The sequence below is a fragment of the uncultured Anaerococcus sp. genome (genome assembly GCF_963510915.1).
In the GTDB taxonomy this organism is placed as follows: Bacteria; Bacillota; Clostridia; order Tissierellales; family Peptoniphilaceae; genus Anaerococcus.
The window spans coordinates 1-16989 of the sequence record NZ_CAUPHG010000032.1 but is presented as its reverse complement, the minus strand read 5'-3'; the positions used below and the strand labels follow the sequence as shown (position 1 = coordinate 16989).

Sequence of the window (16989 nt, the reverse complement as noted above, 5' to 3'; positions counted from 1 at the left end):
GAAATCAACGATGTAGCTGATGAATCAACTGTTTTACTACCAATCTTTGATGCTTGGTACGGTGTTGCAGCAACAAACTCTTCAGGAATAGAACTTCTTGGAAAAGATAAAGACGGTAAATTATTCTCAGACTTTACAAAAGAATGGGATGAGCTTGAACCAGAAAAACAAGCAACAGTTAAAGCCCTATTTGAATATTGGAAAAAACACAATGAAGCTGGCACTCAACTATTTGATGCTGACGCTGGTTGGGGATATATTGACGATACCTTCAAGCCAGGCAAGGGTGGTGTAGCTAGACTTGGCGGACCATGGGATGCAGCTCCTATATCTGAACAAGCAGGTGAAGGTAACCTAGAAATCTTCCCAATTAGCCAACTAACCCTAGCAGGCAAACCACTAACCCACTGGCAAGGTGGATGGGGACTTGCAATGAATGCTAGAATCGAAGGAGATGCTGACAAAGTAGCTCTTGCAGAAGCAATGATTAAAGAAATTGTAAATCCAGAATTTGCAGCAGACCTATACAAGGCAACAGGTAAGGTATTAGAAAATGTAAGTGCTGAAACATATCAAGGAATGGATCTTCCAGATACTGACAAGAAAATAATAGCAGCTACAATTGAATCTTACAAACAAGCTCCAGCAAGACCACTATTCAAAGAGTGGGGAGATGTATGGGATACCTACAAAAACGCAATACTATCTTGGAACTCTGTAAAACCAGCTGACGAAAAAGCTGCTTACGCAGAATTAAAGGCATCATTCGAAGCAATGATGGCAAACTTTAACCATTAAAATTATAAAGGGGCATCCAAAAGGATAGCCCCTTATATTTGAAAAATATGGAGAAAGAAAAACAAAGAAATAAGTTTTTGTTAAAAATACTATTAATATCTGCGGCAATCATGCTTAATTTTAGTCTAGAAGCAATGATGATGGCCAAGGACCCTAGTATTTTTGAAACTATTTCTAAATTTAAACCGGGACTAAGTTATGACGATTTTTTAAATTCGATTATTTTTTCTTTATTTACTAAGGTAATAAATCCCATAACTATATCCCTATACACCTTTTTTACTATTAAAAAATACGGAATTAACAAAACCTATAAGCTATTTTTTGGGGCGATGACTCTTATTTCTATAGTCAACCTATTTTTTTCTTTTAGCCTAGGATCTGTATTTTATTATCTAGGACTCATTCTAAATATGTTTTTATTAATAGTAATAACAAGACAAGAAAGGTAATTATATGACTTATGAAAAAAGCCTTATAGATAGGAGGGGCATGTCATATCCTAGAAAGAATCAATATATAATTGATTTGATTGAAGCTAAGGAAAATGGTACCAGCCCTAAATATACAAAAGCAAACCATCCATACAATATTAAGTTAAAAGAATATCAGAATCAGAAAAAAGCTCTCCTAGAAAAATCAAAAACCGAGGCTAATTCTGATAAAAACCTTCCAGCTGATGGTAAACTAAAAGACCTATATATAGAAAAACTCGTGGCAGAAAAAATGCAGCCTTTCTATGAGGAAAACAAGGACTTATCCTATGAAAGCCTCCTTGATTATAGGCTAAACGAGCTAAATGTAAACGAGATACCAAAAATTTTAGACCACGACCAATTCTTAAAAGACAGCCTAAAAGACGCTGAGGAACGCCAAAAAAACTTAACAAGCGAATTCATTGCTGAAAAAAGTAAGTTCATAGAGGCTGACAGGAAGGTCTTAAAGGAAAAATACGAACACGATCTAGCTGAAATAGAAGAAGCCTTCAAAGAAGAAAGAATTTCTAAAAAGGCCTACAAGGCTACCAAAGAACAATTAAAACAAAAGTTTAAAGATCAAAACCTAAAGATAGACTACAGGAACCCAGAAATATCATTAAAAGAAGAAATTGAATCTTATAAGTATAAGCTTAAAGAAGATCTCAAACACTCTTTAAAAATTCTGGAAGAAGAAAGATCAGATGCTAGAAGAAGGACTCCTGTTGAAGTAGAAAAGGAAAGACCTTTTAAATCAATAATTACAGCACCTCTTCCAGGTCTTGGCCAATTATTAAATGGTCAATGGCAAAAAGCTTTGATGTTTTTCATCGGAGCCCTATTTGTATATTTCATAGCCATCCCATATGCACTTGGCTTTGGAAATTACCAGGGACAAGGTATAGCTGGTCTTGTTTCTCTTGCCCAAGGCGGAAAGAGACTAGATAGGTCAATAATCTTCATGATTGAGGGAATACTTGCTATAGCATTTGTCCTAATAGCTCTTTGCATCCTAATAGGTTCATTTTTAGACGCTTATAGGACTGAAAAGGGAGAAATTAAAGGTATAAGACCAAACTCCTTCTTTGAAACAAGAAAATACCTAAGAACAGACGGTTTCCCATACCTAATAACTTCACCAGCACTTTTGGTTATTATTTTTATAGTAATTGTCCCAATAGTAACTGCTATCTTAATATCTTTTACAAATATGGACCCACAAAACCAAAACAAGTTTACTTGGATTGGTTTATCTAACTATGTTTCTATAGCTAAAGGTCAGGGTATAGCAGGTAAGGCCTTCTGGCATATCTTTGGTTGGACAATTATGTGGACCATCCTAGCTTCTACCCTTGCCATTGTATTAGGCTTCATTTTTGCCCTAATGGTTAATAACGAGAGAATCAAAGGTAAGAAATTCTTTAGAACTGTCTACCTATTGCCATGGGCAATCCCAGCCTTTATTACAATCATGTTCTTCTCAATCATGACAAGTCGTGGCGGTGTAATAACAGAAGCTGTAAATTCTTTGTTTAATACAACTCTAGATATTAAAAACAACACAGCTCAAACAAGAGCTGCCCTAGTGCTACTTCAAGGTTGGTTGGGACATTCTTATATATTCCTCCTTACAACTGGTGTACTCCAAGCTATACCAAAGGACTTATATGAGGCAGCAAGCATAGACGGAGCTACAGGTTTCCAAAGGACTTTAAAGATTACAATTCCTTTGGTACTTTTCCAAATATCTCCAATGCTAATCAACCAATATACATTCAACTTTAACAACTTCTCAATAATTTACCTCTTTAACGGCGGTGGCCCATTCAATCCACAAGTCTATGGTAACTTAGCGGGATCAAGTGATATTTTGATTTCATACATTTACAACTTGACTATGAACAGTCAGTACCAGGCTATAGGAGCTGCGATTACAGTATTTATCTCAATAATACTTATAATCATTTCCTTCTTCGGCTACATGAAATCATCAGCCTTCAAGGAGTATTAGTATGTTTAAGAAAAAGAAAAATAAAGATCTCTACCTATCAGACCTCCAGCCACTTACAGCTGCAGGCAAGGTAGCTTTAACAATATCCTACCTAATTTTATTTATATGGGCTGCGATAATTCTAGTACCTCTAGTAATAATGGTTGTTTCTTCTTTCAACGGCAACCAAGGTCAATATATATCAATGACAGGAGACTATGTATTTTCTGTAAATAACTTTAAGTATTTGTTTGAAAAAACACAGTTTCTAAGATGGGTAGTAAATACACTAAAAATAGCGACAGCAACAACAATCCTTACCCTAATCTTCGTATCTTTTACAGGCTATGCCTATTCAAGATTTAGATTTAGGGGCAAGAAAGCAAGTCTTATAACAATAATGCTAGTTCAGATTATCCCAGCCTTTGCGGGAATCACTGCTTACTACGCTATCCACACAATTATTTCAGGTGTAGTTCCAGTATTCTCTAGGTCTATGATGTTGATTTTAATCTACTCAGGTGGAGCTATAGCAGGTAATACCTTTATCTTAAAAGGCTATCTTGATTCTATATCTTCAGAGCTTGATGAGGCAGCAAGGATAGACGGATGTTCAAACTTCCAAGTTTATAGGCTAATTATTATGCCACTAGCAAGACCAATGCTAGCAATAATAGCCCTCCAATGCTTTATAGGACCATTTCTTGATTACATGATGCCAAAAATTCTCTTGACAAATCCAGCAGATTACACCTTGGCAACAGGCCTATTTACCCTAATATCAGACGTTAGAAATATGAACCAACCGGCCTTTGCAGCAGGCGGCTTCTTATCAGCTATCCCTGTTATGCTTCTATTCTTATTCCTACAAGATGAGCTAGTTGGAGGATTGTCATCAGGTGCAGTGAAAGGATAAAATAATGAGAGTTAAATTAGATAATTTAGGAAAAAAATACGAAGGTAGGGATAAATTTACCATAAGACACATAGACCTTGACATCAAAGACAAGGACTTTTGTGCCATCTTAGGACCTTCAGGTTGTGGTAAATCAACCCTAGTAAGAATGATAGCGGGCCTTAACTCAATAACAGAAGGAACCCTATATTTCGGCGATAAAATAATGAACACAGTAGAGCCAAAGGACAGGGACATTGCAATGGTATTCCAATCCTACGCCCTCTACCCACATATGACAGTATATGATAACATGGCTTTCTCCCTAAAAATGAAAAACGAGAGAAAAGAAGTAATAGATCAAAGAGTTCAAGAAGCGGCAGACATCTTGCAATTAAGAGACTACCTATATTCTAGACCATCAGATATCTCAGGTGGTCAAAGGCAAAGGGTGGCCCTAGGCCGTGCTATAGTTAGAAAACCATCAGTATTCCTTATGGACGAACCACTATCAAACCTTGATGCCAAGCTTCGTGAGCACATGAGAGTTGAAATCGTAAGGATTCACAACCAGCTAGAAACAACCAGTTGCTATGTAACCCACGACCAAACAGAAGCTATGACCATGGCTACAAAAATCATCCTTCTTGACCAAGGTAAAATCCAACAAGTAGGAGCTCCAAATGAATTCTATCAAAGACCAGAAAACCTCTTTGTAGCAGGCTTTATTGGTTCTCCAACTATGAACATCATAGAAGGAAAGATAGAAAATGGTATATTTGTAAATAAATCTGGTCTAATGAAAGTAAAAGCCAACGAAAAAGACTCAGCCATCCTTAAAAACTACGAAGGCAAGGAAGTTTCTTTGGGAATCAGATCAGAAAGATTTATCCCAGGCGAACACGAATATAACTCTGTAACAGGAACTATAGAAGTTATAGAAATGCTTGGCAAGGAACAAATCATCTACGCAAGAATGGAAGATGGCACTGAACTTGTAGTAAGCCAACCAGGCCACTTCGAATATAGAAAAGGCGAAAGCCACACCTTTAGCCTAGACCCAGATGCCCTCCACTTCTTTGACGGAGAAACAACAGAAAGAATTAACTAAAAAAAGAGAGTCGGACACCCGACTCTTTTTGATTGACAAATATTTTGAAAAATTTTTATTGGGAAATTGCCTATAAGGTAAAATTAAGTCCTTCTATCTCTAGGAGGGCTTTTTTTATTTCCTTACCATAGGCAAATCCACCAAGGCTTCCGTCAGATTTTATTACCCTGTGGCAGGGGATTATGATTAGGAAGGGATTTTTGCCGACGGCTGTCCCTACTGCTTGACTCGCCTTTGGCCTTCCTATGGTTTTTGCAATTTCTTTATAAGATGAAGTTTCGCCGTAGGGGATTTTTAATAGTGCTTGCCAGACTGATTTTTGAAAGTGAGAGCCTTCTGGGTCTAAGAGGTCTAAGTGATCAAAGATTGTTCTCTTCCCTTCTAGATATTCTAAAATTTGGTCTTTATAGATATTAAAGAGTGGCTGCTCGCTGCTTTTTCTATCAATTTCATCAACTAATTCGATTTTCTTTATCTTTTTCTCATAAGAAATCTTTATTATTCCCAGTTGAGAATTAAAATATCCGTAATTCATAGGTCTATTATACCTTGGTTTATTTCTTAATAATTCGTATAATGATAGGAGTAAAGGGGTTATTATGGAAAGAATAGAAAAAATTCAAAAAATTGTAGATTTTATAAAGGCTGGTGAAAAGGACGAAAAGGATTTTAGGCTTGGCTTTGAAATAGAACACTTTGTTGTAAATAAGGAAACTTTAGAAAGTCAATCTTTTTATGGCGAAGATGGAATTGGAGAAATCCTTGAAGACCTAGTTAGCTTAGGATATAAAAAAACTGATGAAACTGGCATGGCTTTTTCTGATGGCAATGTTGATATTTCAATAGAACCTGCAGGCCAATTTGAGCTTGCCCTTAGGGCAAAGACTAAGGTCGAAGATCTCTTTGAGGTTTATAAGGTTCATATGGCAAGGCTAATCCCACTTTTTGAAAAAAGAGGACTTCTTTTAGTTGCTCTTGGCTATCATCCAAAATCAAAGATTGATGAAATTAAGATTATTCCAAAGGCTCGCTATGATTTCATGTACAAATATTTTGAAAAATACGGGGGAGAATTTGCCCACAATATGATGAAGGGGACTTGTTCCTTACAATTTGCTGTGGATTTTAAAAATGAAGAAGATTTCAAAAAGAAATATTTCTTAGCAAGTGCTCTTAGCCCATTTTTGTATTCGGTTTTTGACAATGCCCTAATTTTTGAGGGAGAAACCTACATTGACAGGAATCTCAGACAAACCATATGGGAATATACTGACAGGGATAGGACAGGTCTTTATGATTTTGCTTTTGATAGCGATATGTCCTACTCTAAATATGCTGAAAAAATCCTTGATACACCAATGATTTTTATGCCTAGTAAAGATGGGGAAGTCTATGTAGGAAGAAAAACTCTTGATGAACTTATGACAGAAGAAAACTCTGATATTATGATAAACCATGCTCTTTCTATAGTTTTCCCAGATGTGAGGGTTAAATCTTATATGGAAATTAGGATGCCAGACAATGTTCCATACCCTTATAATATGGCGGCAGCGGCCTTGATTAAGGGAATATTTTTTGTAGATGAAACTTTCGAAAAAGTTTATGAATTATTCCAAGATATGACCTATGATGCGGCTCAAAAACTAAAAAATAACGCTTCAAGAATGGGAATCTTTGCCCTTTATGAAAATGTGGAAATTTTCCAACACGTCCTAGATATTATAGATATTATTAGACCAGTCCTTGATGAAAGCGAAAATAAGTATCTTGATGAGCTAGAGGCCATGCTTGATTTCGGTATTGTTCCAAGGGATATTTTTGCAAAAATATACAAGGATGACCCAAAGAGGGCTGTTTACGAATTTTCTGTAAATAGGTTTGTTGAGGCAAACAATGGCTAAGGTCAAAAAAGCTTACGAATGTATCAACTGTGGCCATATCCAAAATGTTTGGGCTGGTCAATGCCCATCGTGTAAAAAGTGGGGAAGCCTTGTAGAAACAACAATAAAGGAAGAAAAAGCCAGTAAAAAAGTCGTTCTTGATGATGATAAAAAGGCCAAAAAGCTAAGGGAAATTGAAATTAACGAGTCGGAGAGAATCCACTCTGCCTACGAAGAATTTGATAGGGCAGTTGGGGGAGGACTCGTTCGTGACTCAGTTTCAATTCTCACAGCCCGCCCAGGCGCGGGAAAGTCTACACTTTTACTCCAATTATCCAAGTCTTATGCAGATGAGGGACTCAAAGTTCTATATGTTTCTGGAGAAGAAAGTGAAAGCCAGATAAAATCAAGATCACAAAGGATTATGAAAGAGGAACCAAAAAATCTTTGGATTCTATCGACTAATTCTATGGACCTTGCCATTAAGGAAATAAAGGCAACTGGAGCTGATATTGTAATCCTAGATTCGATTCAGACTTTTTCCCTTCAAGAATTTGATAACAAGCAAGGATCCCCTACCCAAACTATAGAAGTAGCAGGTAAGGCAGTGGAGATGGCGAAAAATCCAGAAAAGAAACGAGCCTTCATCATGGTAGGCCACATGACAAAAACTGGTGAAATGGCAGGATTAAGAACTCTCGAGCACTTGGTTGATACAGTCCTAATCCTAGATGGAAGTCCTGACGAAGATTTAAGGGTCTTAACTTCTAGCAAAAACAGATTTGGAAGGACAGGAGAGATTGGACTTTTCTCGATGGATGAAGAGGGACTTATTGAAATTAAAAATCCAAGCGAATATTTCATAACCCAAAGGGATAGTGAAATTGAAGGATCAGCCATTTCTGTGACTAAGGAAGGCTCAAGGCTCCTTGAAGTAGAAATAGAATCCTTGGTGTCAAAGTCTTTTATGCCCTATCCTCAAAGAATAGGAGACTCCCTAAGACGTGATGACCTAAATACTTTAATTTCAATCCTCCAGGAAAGAGCGGGTCTAAATTTATTTGATATGAATGTCATAATCAAAACAACAGGTGGCCTTAAACTTTCTGAACCATCTGTAAATCTTGCTATAATTATGTCCATCGCCTCTTCCTACCTAAAAAAACTAATTTCAGATAAGGTGGTTTTTATAGCAGAAGTAGGACTTACTGGCGAACTTAAAAAAGTGCCCCAAGCCAAGCAAAGAGTCAAGGAGCTTGAAAGATTGGGTTATAAAAAGGTATATTTGGCAAAAAACAGCCTAGACCAAAAAGACTTTACAGATATAAAAATAAGGCAGATGGCAAATATAAAAGAAGTTATAAAAGATGTTTTTAACTAAGAGATGGCTTGTGCCTTCTTGATTTCTAGCCGAAAACAAGGTATACGTTATGAGAAGACAAAATTAAACAGAATTTTTCACAAGTAGAGTAATATGAAGAAAAATATATTGTTAGTTGGAGCTCTTGCTCTAGTACTTGCAGCTTGCGGAAACTCAGCTGACAAACCAGCAGGAGAAATGCTGACAAACCAGCAGAAACAGCTGAAAAAACAGGTACAGCTACAGCAGCAGGTTACGGTGGAGACATCAAACTTACTGTAACAATGGATGGCGATACAATCAAAGATATCGTAGTTGACGAAAACAAAGAAACAGAAGGTATCGGTACAGATGCTCTTCCAAAATTAGTAGAAGAAGCTAAGAAAGCAAATAGCGCTGAAATTGAAAATGTATCAGGCGCAACAGTTACAAGTGAAGCATTCAAAGCAGCACTAAAGGATGCTATGGCAGCAGCAAAATAAGAAACTTTTATAAGACTATCCTAGGATAGTCTTATTTCTTAAAAATACATAAAATTATAGTAAATGAGGTTATATGAATAAATTTAAATCAATAGCTATGGCACTAGCTGTGGCAATGACACTTTCAGCATGTGCAAGCACAACTACAAAACCGAAAGAAGAAAGCAAAGAAGAAGCGAAAACAGAAGAAAAGGCTACAACTGATATTTCAAAACTTACAGGAGAATATGAAGGAACTGCTAAAGGTTATGGCGGAGATACAAAGTAAAGGTAAGCCTTGAAAACGGTGAAATCAAAGCGATTGACGTTGAACAAAAGGAAACTGCTGCTGTTGGTGGAGCAGGTATTGAAAGAATAAAAGAAGAAGTAATTGCCAAAAATACAACAGACCTAGATAATATTTCTGGCGCTACAATTTCTTCTGCAGCATTTTTATCAGCTGTTAAAGACGCTATTAAAAAGGCGGGAGCAGATCCAGCTGACCTTGTTGCTAAGGAAAATAAAGAAGATAGGGAAACTGAAATTACAACAGATACAGTAATAGTAGGTGCAGGTGGAGCAGGTCTATCAGCAGCCATTCAAATGGCTCAAGATGGTAGAAAAGTCACAATAGTAGAAAAAGCAGGAATCACAGGTGGTAACTCTTCTTTGGCATCTGGTGGTATGAATGCCGCTGAAACAAAGCTTCAAAAAGAAGAAGGAATCCCTGATACAGTAGAACTTTTCGTAGCAGACACTATGAAGGGTGGACATGATAAAAACAACAAAGACTTAGTTCAAAAAATGGCTGAAGAATCATCAGCAGCAGTTGATTGGTTAGAAGAACTAGGTGCACCACTCAAACAACTCAAGTTTTCTGGTGGTCAAAGTGAAATGAGAACTCACGCTCCTATTAATGACGAAGGAAAGTCAATCCCAGTAGGTAACTATCTTGTAAATAAGTTGACAGCAAAAGCTAAAGAGCTTGGAGTAAACATTATTTATGATGCAAGGGTAGAAAAAATCCTTATGAAAGATGGAAAGGCAGCAGGAGTTGAAGCGACTTATAGTGATGGCGAAAAACTAACAGTAAATGCTGGTGCAGTCATAGTAGCAAGTGGTGGATTCGGTTCAAATAAGGAATTAGTTGAAAAATACAATCCAAACTTAAAGGGATATGTATCAACAAATGCTAAATCAATCCAAGGAGATGCTATAGCCTTCCTAGAAGAAGTAGGCGCAAACTTTATAGATATGGATCAAATCCAAATTCACCCAACAGTTGTTCAAAAAGATGGATCACTAATTTCTGAAGGTCTTAGGGGAGAAGGAGCTATCCTAGTAAACCAAGATGGAAAGAGATTTGTGGATGAGCTTCAAACAAGAGATTTTGTATCAAAAGAAATCCTATCACAAAAAGATCCATCAGCATGGTTAATAGTTGATCAATCAATGTTTGACCAATCTGCAACAATTGCTAAGTATTTCGACAAGGGACTTCTTACAAAATGTGATGACTACAAGGCTCTAGCAGACCTAATCGGCACAAATGAAGAAAACATCAAAGAAACAATTGAAAATTGGATAGAAACAGTAAAAAATAACGAAGATAAGGAATTTGGTAGAAAAGGTATGGACAAAACAAGGTCAGACCTATCAAAACCTCCTTACTACGCAGTTCAAATTTCTCCAGGAATCCATCATACAATGGGAGGAGTACAAGTAGACACTAAATCTGAAGTTCTAGACAAAGAAGGTAAGGCTATACCAGGCTTATACGCAGCAGGCGAAGTAACAGGCGGCATCCACGGAGCTAACAGACTTGGTGGAAACGCTGTGACAGATATAGTTGTATTTGGTAGAAATGCAGCAAAGAGTGCTGAGGAATATCTTCAAAAATAACTATTAATAAAAACAAAAATAGGACTCCCTTATCCAAAGAGGAATAGGGGAGTCCTATTTAATTAAAAGTTTTACTTACTTGCTTTTATGCCAGCAAGGGTGCCATCAGCTACTGCTGTTGCTATTTGTTTTACATCTTTTATTCTTACATCTCCAGCAAAAAATAAACCATCTATTTTTGAATTTATATCTTCATCTAGGAAGGTATTTTTTATTTCAGCCAAATTTTTAACTAGGTCAGTATTACCATTTTGGCCAATTTGGACATATATTTCTAAGCCATCTTCATCCTCAATCACACAATCATCCAAGATAGCTTTTACACACTTACTATCTTTAACTTCGATATCTTTAAGGCTTGTACCTGTATGAACCTTTATCTTATCAGATCCTTCGATTTGAGTTTTAAATTCATTTATGCAAAGAAGGGCAGGCTGGTTTTGAACTATATGGACTTCTTTAGCAAATTTTGCTATATAAAGAGCTTCCTTGCTTGCTCCATCAGAACCACCATTGACTATTACAGTCTTATTTTTTAAATTTTCTTCATTGCCATATGGCCATTGCTTTATATCAAAGCCCTTATAGTCTATATTAAGCTCCTTTAGGTGAGAACCTGCGGCATAAATAAGTTTTTTACCTTCATAGGTATTTTTGTTAGTTTTTACAAGGAAAAAGTCGTCCTTTTTCTCGATAGATAAACATTCTTCGTAAGTCACATCAATATTAGAAAAGGCGAGTTGGTCTTTAAGTTTTTGTGAAAATTCCTCACCAGACTCATTATCGGCAAGGCTAGCATAATGACTAACTTTGGAAACATGGCTAATTAAGCCACCTACCCTATCTTTTTCTAGTAAAAGTAGGTCCTTGCCACGAGCCTTTGCATATAAAGCTGCACTAACACCAGCAGGGCCTGCTCCAATAATAATTATATCTTTCATATTTTTCACCTCATAATTACTATCTGATAGAAATAATCAATTGCAAGTTGGAGAAAATAATTTTCTAATAATATTTTTCTATAAATACTATAGGGCCTGTAAGGCATTATTTAATACTCTTTTGGTATTACTTACAAAAAAATTAATTATCAAAAAATGAATTTGGTGTACAATAATAGTATGAGAAAGATTAGAAATTTATTTATTGTTGCCCTGCTTTTTATAGTAGCGGTTTTTGTAAGCTTTAGGGTCAAAAAACAGAAGGAGGATGACAAGTATATATCAAAGGCGGTTTATCTTTATGATTTAACTGACGATAAGGAAGTTCTTGCTAAAAATGAAAATGAGAGGCTTCCTATGGCGTCACTTACAAAAATCATGACCGTTAGGGTCGCTTTAAAGAATATTAAAGACTTAGCTGAGTTAGCTCCTGTTGATACGGATGCTTACCATAGGGCGGTTGACATGAATGCGTCAATGGCGGGCTTTAAAGGCGGTGAATCTACAACTTACAGGGATCTTTTGTACGCAACCATGCTCAAATCTGCTGGAGAGGCTGCTGATAGCCTTGCTATAAATATTTCTGGGTCCATGGATAATTTTGTGGCTCTGATGAATAAGGAAGCGAAAGATTTGGGTCTTAAAAATACTTCCTATGCCAACGCTGATGGTATGGATGATCCTAAAAATTACCAGTCTGCCAAGGATTGTGCTATGCTTATAAAAGATAGTCTAAATGATGGTAATTTTAGGGCGATTTTTACAAAGAAAGATTTTGTAACAAGCTCAAGTCCTGATCATCCAGAGGGAGTTTATCTTGAATCGACAATTTTTAGTCACCTCAAAAAATATGATCAGCTAGGTTTTGAAATAATAGGTGGTAAGTCTGGAACTACTGATAATGCAGGTCTTTGCTGGGCAACTCTCGCTGTTAAAAATAACAAGGAATATATTCTTGTTGTAATGGGCGTACCTTATGATGATATTAACGATTTAAATGATGGGCAAATTGAAGAAACTTTGAGGATTTATGAGAATATAGGAGATTAAATGGAAAAAATATTATTTTTAGAAGGCAAGTTTTCGGAAAAAATTTGGGGCGGTTCTAGGTTGAAAATAGAATATGGTTATGAAATTCCATCTGATAATACAGGGGAATATTGGGCTATTTCCGGTATGGAGGGGGAATCTTCTACCATTTTAAATGGAGCTTTTGAGGGTAAATCCCTAAGAGAAATTTATAAAAACGATCCAGAGTTATTTGGAAGCTCAAAAGAAGAATATTTTCCGCTTTTGGTAAAAATAATTGATGCGGCAGACGATCTTTCAATCCAAGTTCATCCAGACGATGAAATGGGGGCTAAATATGAAAATTCAAAGGGAAAAACTGAGTGTTGGTATATATTAAATGAAGAACCTTCATCAATTATTTTTGGTCTAAATGTAGATAAGAAGGAAGATGCAATAAGATTAATTGACCAAAGAAAGTGGAAGGAGCTTTTGAGGGAAGTTCCTACAAATAAAGGCGATTTTTTCTTTGTAAGAGCTGGTACTGTCCACGCTATCAAAAAAGGTTCCTTAATTTTAGAAATTCAACAAGCAAGTGACATCACTTACAGACTTTATGACTATGATAGGAAGGATGCTAATGGTAAGCTTAGACAACTCCATTTGGAAAAATCAAAGAAAGCTATCAAAATAAACAAAGATGAAGAAAAAATAAAAATAATATCAAAAGATGGCTATGATGAAAAAATCCTAACAGAGAATGAATATTTTGAGGTAAGGGAATTTAAGATAAAAAACGAAGTAGTCTTTGAAAGAAAAAAGTCTTACCTATTAGAATCTGTGGTTGAAGGATCTGGTGAGATTGAAATTGAGGCAAAGACCTATCCAATCAAAAAGGGAGATTTTTTCCTAATAACAAACGCTGCTAAGGAATATAAAATAAAAGGAAATCTTACAATTATAGAATCAAATCCAGTAGGGGCCTAGGGTGAAAAAAGGAATTATAGAGGGATTTTATGGTATTCCGTGGACTTTTGAAGAAAGAAAGTCTATGATAAAATTTCTAGATGAAATTGGAATGGATCAATATATCTATGCACCAAAAGATGATCCCTACCACAACAAAAAGTGGCGCGAACTATATCCAGCCGAAGAAATAAGAAAAATCAAAGCCTTAGCAGACCTTAGCAATGAAAAGGGTATTGAATTTACTTGGGCTATCCATCCTGGACAAAATCCATTTGACTTTGGGTCTTATGAGAAAGAAATATCTAAAATTTTTGATAAATATAGGCAAGTAATGGCGGCAGGGGTCAAGTCCTTTGGACTTTGCATGGATGATATTGACAAAAACCTTGCCTATGATCAAAGAAAAGACCATATAAAGCTTATAAAGGATTTGGAGGATTTTGTGGAAAGGGAAACGGGCTCTTGCCTTTATTTTGTTCATCCTTGGTACAATGACGCTTGGATAGATGAAAAAGGTTTTGAATATGAAAGTCTGTTGAAAGATATAAATAACCTTAATGTCATGTGGACAGGAAGTCAGGTGGTTGCACCAATTTCTTATGACTCTAACGAAGGTTTTGCTAATAGAGTAGGAAAAAAACCTTACATTTGGTTTAATTGGCCGGTAAATGATTATAGGCCAGAGGAAATTTTTATAGAAACTTTTGAATTTTATGATTCAAGAGAAATAAATTTTGATGGCTTTTACCTAAACCCAATGAACCAGGCGGAAACATCAAAAATATCTATCTACCAAGTTGGTGAATATTTAAAAAATTCAGCAAAATATAAACCAGAACAAGCTTTTAAAAAAGCAATCAAATTCCTAGAGCCAATAGATTGTGAAGATTTAATAAAAATTGCTCCAAGTTTTTATGGGTCCTTGGTATATGAAAGGACAGAAGGCAAGAAATTTACTGAAGACATGGAGATAAAAAAAGCCTTCGAAGAAAAAGACAGGGAGCTACTTAGAAATCTCCTAGAAGAAAAAATAAAGGCAGCGGAATCTTATAAAAAAAACCATGCCAATGAAGATTTGTATAAGGAAATAAATCCTTTTGTAGAAAGTTTGAAAAACCTAACAAAAGCGGTTTTAACAAGGCTTGATGGAAATAAAATCCAAGCGGAGACCGATTATAAAAGAGCAAAGGATATAAAAATCCAAGTCCTAGGTGAAAATGGATTAGAAAAAATAAATGTCAAAACCAGTGGGATATTGGAAGATATTTACCAAAAAATTTAGAAATCAAAAAGGGCAGCCCTAGCTGCCTCTTTCTATTTTGATTTTGCTTCTAAAATAAGTTTTTGTTTCAAATTCCAAAGTTTTTGGGAAAGGTCAACGTAGTAGTTGTGTGGGGCATCATATCTTTTTACTTCGTCCCAAAGACTTGCGACTTCTTTTTTTCTATAATCAGCAATGGCTTCGAGGGAAGGTTCTTCATATATTAGTTCACCTTTTTCAAAGATTTTAACTTGCATTTGTCTTGCCTTATAATTTTTCATTTTTTTCATCTTCCAGGTGAAAAGTGGATCAAAGATTACAAGTGGTTCTGTATCGTCAACTTCTTCATCTCTTAGGGCTATATAATCAGCTTCTGCCTTGCCGGTTTCAGCATCATAGAGCCTGTAAACTTTTTTAAAACCTGGAGTTGTAATCTTTTCTACATTTTCAGAGACTTTGATTTTCGCCTCAAGGCTTCCTTCTTTTTCTATAGCTACAAGTTTATAAACTCCACCAAAAACTGGGTCAGACTTGGCTGTTATTAACCTTTCTCCTATACCAAAAGAGTCGATTTTTGCTCCTTGGGCGAGTAGGGATTCGATTTTAAATTCATCTAGGGAATTTGATGCAACAATCTTAAAGTCCTTAAAACCATTTTCATCAAGTCTTTTTCTAACTTCCTTAGAAAGGTAGGCTAGGTCGCCTGAGTCAATTCTCACTCCGCCTGTAAGGCCTTTAGGAACGAGTTCTTCTTTGAAAACTCTCATGGCATTTACAAGGCCAGATTCAAGTGTGTCGTAGGTGTCAATTAAAAGTATGCAGTTATCTGGATACATTTTTGCATAAGTTTTAAAGGCTTCGTATTCACTATCAAAGGCTTGAATCCATGAGTGGGCCATGGTTCCAGATGCCTTAAAGCCATATTTTTTAGCTGAATAAGTGTTGGATGTAATTGGTGCTCCTCCTATGTAGGCGGCTCTTGCTCCTGTGATTGAAGCGTCAGCACCTTGGGCACGCCTTGCCCCAAATTCCATAACCAACCTGTCACCAGCAGAAGATACAATCCTATTGGTCTTAGTTGCTATTAGTGAATTAAAATTCATTGACAAGAGCAAATAGGTTTCAATTATAGAACATTCTATAATTGGTGCTTTGACTGTGACGATTGGTTCTCCTGGAAACATTACTGATCCTTCTGGGAAGGCATAAACGTCACCTGTGAATTTGAAATTTCTCAAATACTCCAAAAATCCTTCAGAAAAACCACCTTGGGTCTTGAAATATTCGATGTCTTCGTCAGTGAAATGGAGGTTTTTGATATAGGAAATTATATCATTAAGGCCAGCAAAAATCGCATAACCACCACCGTCTGGATTTTTCCTATAAAAGGCATCAAAGACAGCGACAGTATCTTTCATTCCGTTTTCATAATAACCATTGGCCATAGTGAATTCATAAAAATCACTAAGCATGGTTAGGTTTCTTATCTCTTTCATAAGCTCCTTCTTTATTTTTTTCTTACCTATATTTATACCCTAAAAGCCAAAACTTTCTTTAAATATTTATCCATAGGCAAATTTCGAAAAAAAAGTACAATGATATAAAAAAAGTGAGGAAGATATGTATATATTTGATATAGATGGTACCTTGTTATACACAATAGATACCATAACTTATTTTATGAATGAAACTTTAAAGAATTTTGACTTGCCAGCCTGTCCAAAGGATAAGGTGGAAGCCTTCGTAGGAAATGGTCCAGTAGTCCTTTGCGAAAAGACACTTGACTATGTAGGAGCGCCTAAAGATGAAAAATTTAGGAAAGATTTTCTAGATTCCTATAACAAGGCCTACGATGACAATCCAGCCTATCTTACAAAAGCTTATGATGGGGTAAAAGAATCCCTAGCTGAGCTTAAAAAAACTGGCAAGCCTCTCGT

Annotated in this window: 17 protein-coding genes and 1 pseudogene; 15 read left to right on the top strand and 3 right to left on the bottom strand. The window is 36.1% G+C overall.

The genetic code is table 11. The annotated features are described in order from the left end of the window. The 5 genes and pseudogenes from RQ893_RS04250 to RQ893_RS04230 form a co-directional block, all read left to right on the top strand. Positions 1–798 (top strand): annotated as a pseudogene (locus RQ893_RS04250) (sugar ABC transporter substrate-binding protein); the annotation flags it as partial. A gap of 47 nt (positions 799–845) precedes the next feature. Continuing rightward, positions 846–1250, top strand: coding sequence for a hypothetical protein (locus RQ893_RS04245; RefSeq protein WP_311481809.1), 405 nt, complete (start codon positions 846–848; stop codon positions 1248–1250). 4 nt (positions 1251–1254) lie between these two features. Beyond that, positions 1255–3285 (top strand): ABC transporter permease subunit, encoded by a 2031-nt coding sequence (locus RQ893_RS04240; protein WP_311481808.1) that lies wholly within the window; start codon positions 1255–1257, stop codon positions 3283–3285. Between the two features lies 1 nt (position 3286). Then, complete coding sequence (locus RQ893_RS04235; RefSeq protein WP_311481807.1) at positions 3287–4180, top strand: sugar ABC transporter permease; 894 nt, start codon at positions 3287–3289, stop codon at positions 4178–4180. 1 nt (position 4181) lies between these two features. Next, on the top strand, positions 4182–5270 hold the full coding sequence (locus tag RQ893_RS04230; RefSeq protein WP_399523413.1) for an ABC transporter ATP-binding protein: 1089 nt from the start codon (positions 4182–4184) through the stop codon (positions 5268–5270). A gap of 70 nt (positions 5271–5340) precedes the next feature. Here the strand turns inward: RQ893_RS04230 and RQ893_RS04225 are convergent, their stop codons facing one another. Then, complete coding sequence (locus RQ893_RS04225; protein ID WP_311481805.1) at positions 5341–5805, bottom strand: methylated-DNA--[protein]-cysteine S-methyltransferase; 465 nt, start codon at positions 5803–5805, stop codon at positions 5341–5343. 64 nt (positions 5806–5869) lie between these two features. Between RQ893_RS04225 and RQ893_RS04220 the strand changes: the two genes are divergently transcribed. From RQ893_RS04220 to RQ893_RS04195, 6 genes are all read left to right on the top strand, one after another. Further along, entirely contained in the window at positions 5870–7171 is a 1302-nt protein-coding gene (locus RQ893_RS04220; RefSeq protein ID WP_311481804.1) for a glutamate-cysteine ligase family protein, read from the top strand. Then, positions 7164–8531 (top strand): DNA repair protein RadA, encoded by a 1368-nt coding sequence (gene radA, locus RQ893_RS04215; RefSeq protein WP_311481803.1) that lies wholly within the window; start codon positions 7164–7166, stop codon positions 8529–8531. The genes RQ893_RS04220 and radA overlap by 8 nt, the downstream gene beginning before the upstream one ends. 93 nt (positions 8532–8624) lie before the next feature. Continuing rightward, positions 8625–8792, top strand: coding sequence for a hypothetical protein (locus RQ893_RS04210; protein WP_311481802.1), 168 nt, complete (start codon positions 8625–8627; stop codon positions 8790–8792). A gap of 2 nt (positions 8793–8794) precedes the next feature. Further along, entirely contained in the window at positions 8795–8992 is a 198-nt protein-coding gene (locus RQ893_RS04205; RefSeq protein WP_311481801.1) for an FMN-binding protein, read from the top strand. Positions 8993–9065: 73 nt separating this feature from the next. Continuing rightward, entirely contained in the window at positions 9066–9260 is a 195-nt protein-coding gene (locus tag RQ893_RS04200; protein WP_311481800.1) for a hypothetical protein, read from the top strand. 23 nt (positions 9261–9283) lie between these two features. After that, positions 9284–10873: a flavocytochrome c gene (locus RQ893_RS04195; protein WP_311481810.1), complete on the top strand. Its 1590-nt coding sequence runs from the start codon at positions 9284–9286 to the stop codon at positions 10871–10873. 71 nt (positions 10874–10944) lie between these two features. On the opposite strand, the gene RQ893_RS04190 is transcribed toward RQ893_RS04195, so the two are convergent. Beyond that, positions 10945–11814, bottom strand: a complete 870-nt coding sequence (locus RQ893_RS04190; protein ID WP_311481799.1) for an NAD(P)/FAD-dependent oxidoreductase — start codon at positions 11812–11814, stop codon at positions 10945–10947. Positions 11815–11994: 180 nt separating this feature from the next. Here RQ893_RS04190 and RQ893_RS04185 point away from each other — a divergent pair, with 180 nt between their 5' ends. Genes RQ893_RS04185 through RQ893_RS04175 form a run of 3 tightly spaced genes read left to right on the top strand, consistent with a single transcriptional unit; the run spans position 11995 to position 15073 of the window. Next, a complete protein-coding gene (locus RQ893_RS04185; RefSeq protein WP_311481798.1) occupies positions 11995–12864 on the top strand; it encodes a serine hydrolase in 870 nt (289 codons plus the stop codon). Then, entirely contained in the window at positions 12865–13809 is a 945-nt protein-coding gene (gene manA, locus RQ893_RS04180; protein WP_311481797.1) for a mannose-6-phosphate isomerase, class I, read from the top strand. Between the two features lies 1 nt (position 13810). Continuing rightward, positions 13811–15073: a beta-N-acetylglucosaminidase domain-containing protein gene (locus RQ893_RS04175; protein ID WP_311481796.1), complete on the top strand. Its 1263-nt coding sequence runs from the start codon at positions 13811–13813 to the stop codon at positions 15071–15073. Between the two features lie 32 nt (positions 15074–15105). Here RQ893_RS04175 and RQ893_RS04170 read toward each other — a convergent pair whose 3' ends face one another. After that, entirely contained in the window at positions 15106–16548 is a 1443-nt protein-coding gene (locus tag RQ893_RS04170) for a nicotinate phosphoribosyltransferase (protein ID WP_311481795.1), read from the bottom strand. Positions 16549–16672: 124 nt separating this feature from the next. Here RQ893_RS04170 and RQ893_RS04165 point away from each other — a divergent pair. Continuing rightward, positions 16673–16989 (top strand): HAD hydrolase-like protein (locus RQ893_RS04165; protein WP_311481794.1); only part of this gene is annotated, 317 nt, incomplete at its 3' end.

Bases quoted from the DNA above. Each gene is read 5' to 3' on its own strand.
- RQ893_RS04245 (WP_311481809.1), top strand. From the start codon at position 846: ATGGAGAAAGAAAAACAAAGAAATAAGTTTTTGTTAAAAATACTATTA.
- RQ893_RS04240 (WP_311481808.1), top strand. From the start codon at position 1,255: ATGACTTATGAAAAAAGCCTTATAGATAGGAGGGGCATGTCATATCCT.
- RQ893_RS04235 (WP_311481807.1), top strand. From the start codon at position 3,287: ATGTTTAAGAAAAAGAAAAATAAAGATCTCTACCTATCAGACCTCCAG.
- RQ893_RS04225 (WP_311481805.1), bottom strand. From the start codon at position 5,805: ATGAATTACGGATATTTTAATTCTCAACTGGGAATAATAAAGATTTCT.
- RQ893_RS04220 (WP_311481804.1), top strand. From the start codon at position 5,870: ATGGAAAGAATAGAAAAAATTCAAAAAATTGTAGATTTTATAAAGGCT.
- radA (WP_311481803.1), top strand. From the start codon at position 7,164: ATGGCTAAGGTCAAAAAAGCTTACGAATGTATCAACTGTGGCCATATC.
- RQ893_RS04210 (WP_311481802.1), top strand. From the start codon at position 8,625: ATGAAGAAAAATATATTGTTAGTTGGAGCTCTTGCTCTAGTACTTGCA.
- RQ893_RS04205 (WP_311481801.1), top strand. From the start codon at position 8,795: ATGGATGGCGATACAATCAAAGATATCGTAGTTGACGAAAACAAAGAA.
- RQ893_RS04200 (WP_311481800.1), top strand. From the start codon at position 9,066: ATGAATAAATTTAAATCAATAGCTATGGCACTAGCTGTGGCAATGACA.
- RQ893_RS04190 (WP_311481799.1), bottom strand. From the start codon at position 11,814: ATGAAAGATATAATTATTATTGGAGCAGGCCCTGCTGGTGTTAGTGCA.
- RQ893_RS04185 (WP_311481798.1), top strand. From the start codon at position 11,995: ATGAGAAAGATTAGAAATTTATTTATTGTTGCCCTGCTTTTTATAGTA.
- manA (WP_311481797.1), top strand. From the start codon at position 12,865: ATGGAAAAAATATTATTTTTAGAAGGCAAGTTTTCGGAAAAAATTTGG.
- RQ893_RS04170 (WP_311481795.1), bottom strand. From the start codon at position 16,548: ATGAAAGAGATAAGAAACCTAACCATGCTTAGTGATTTTTATGAATTC.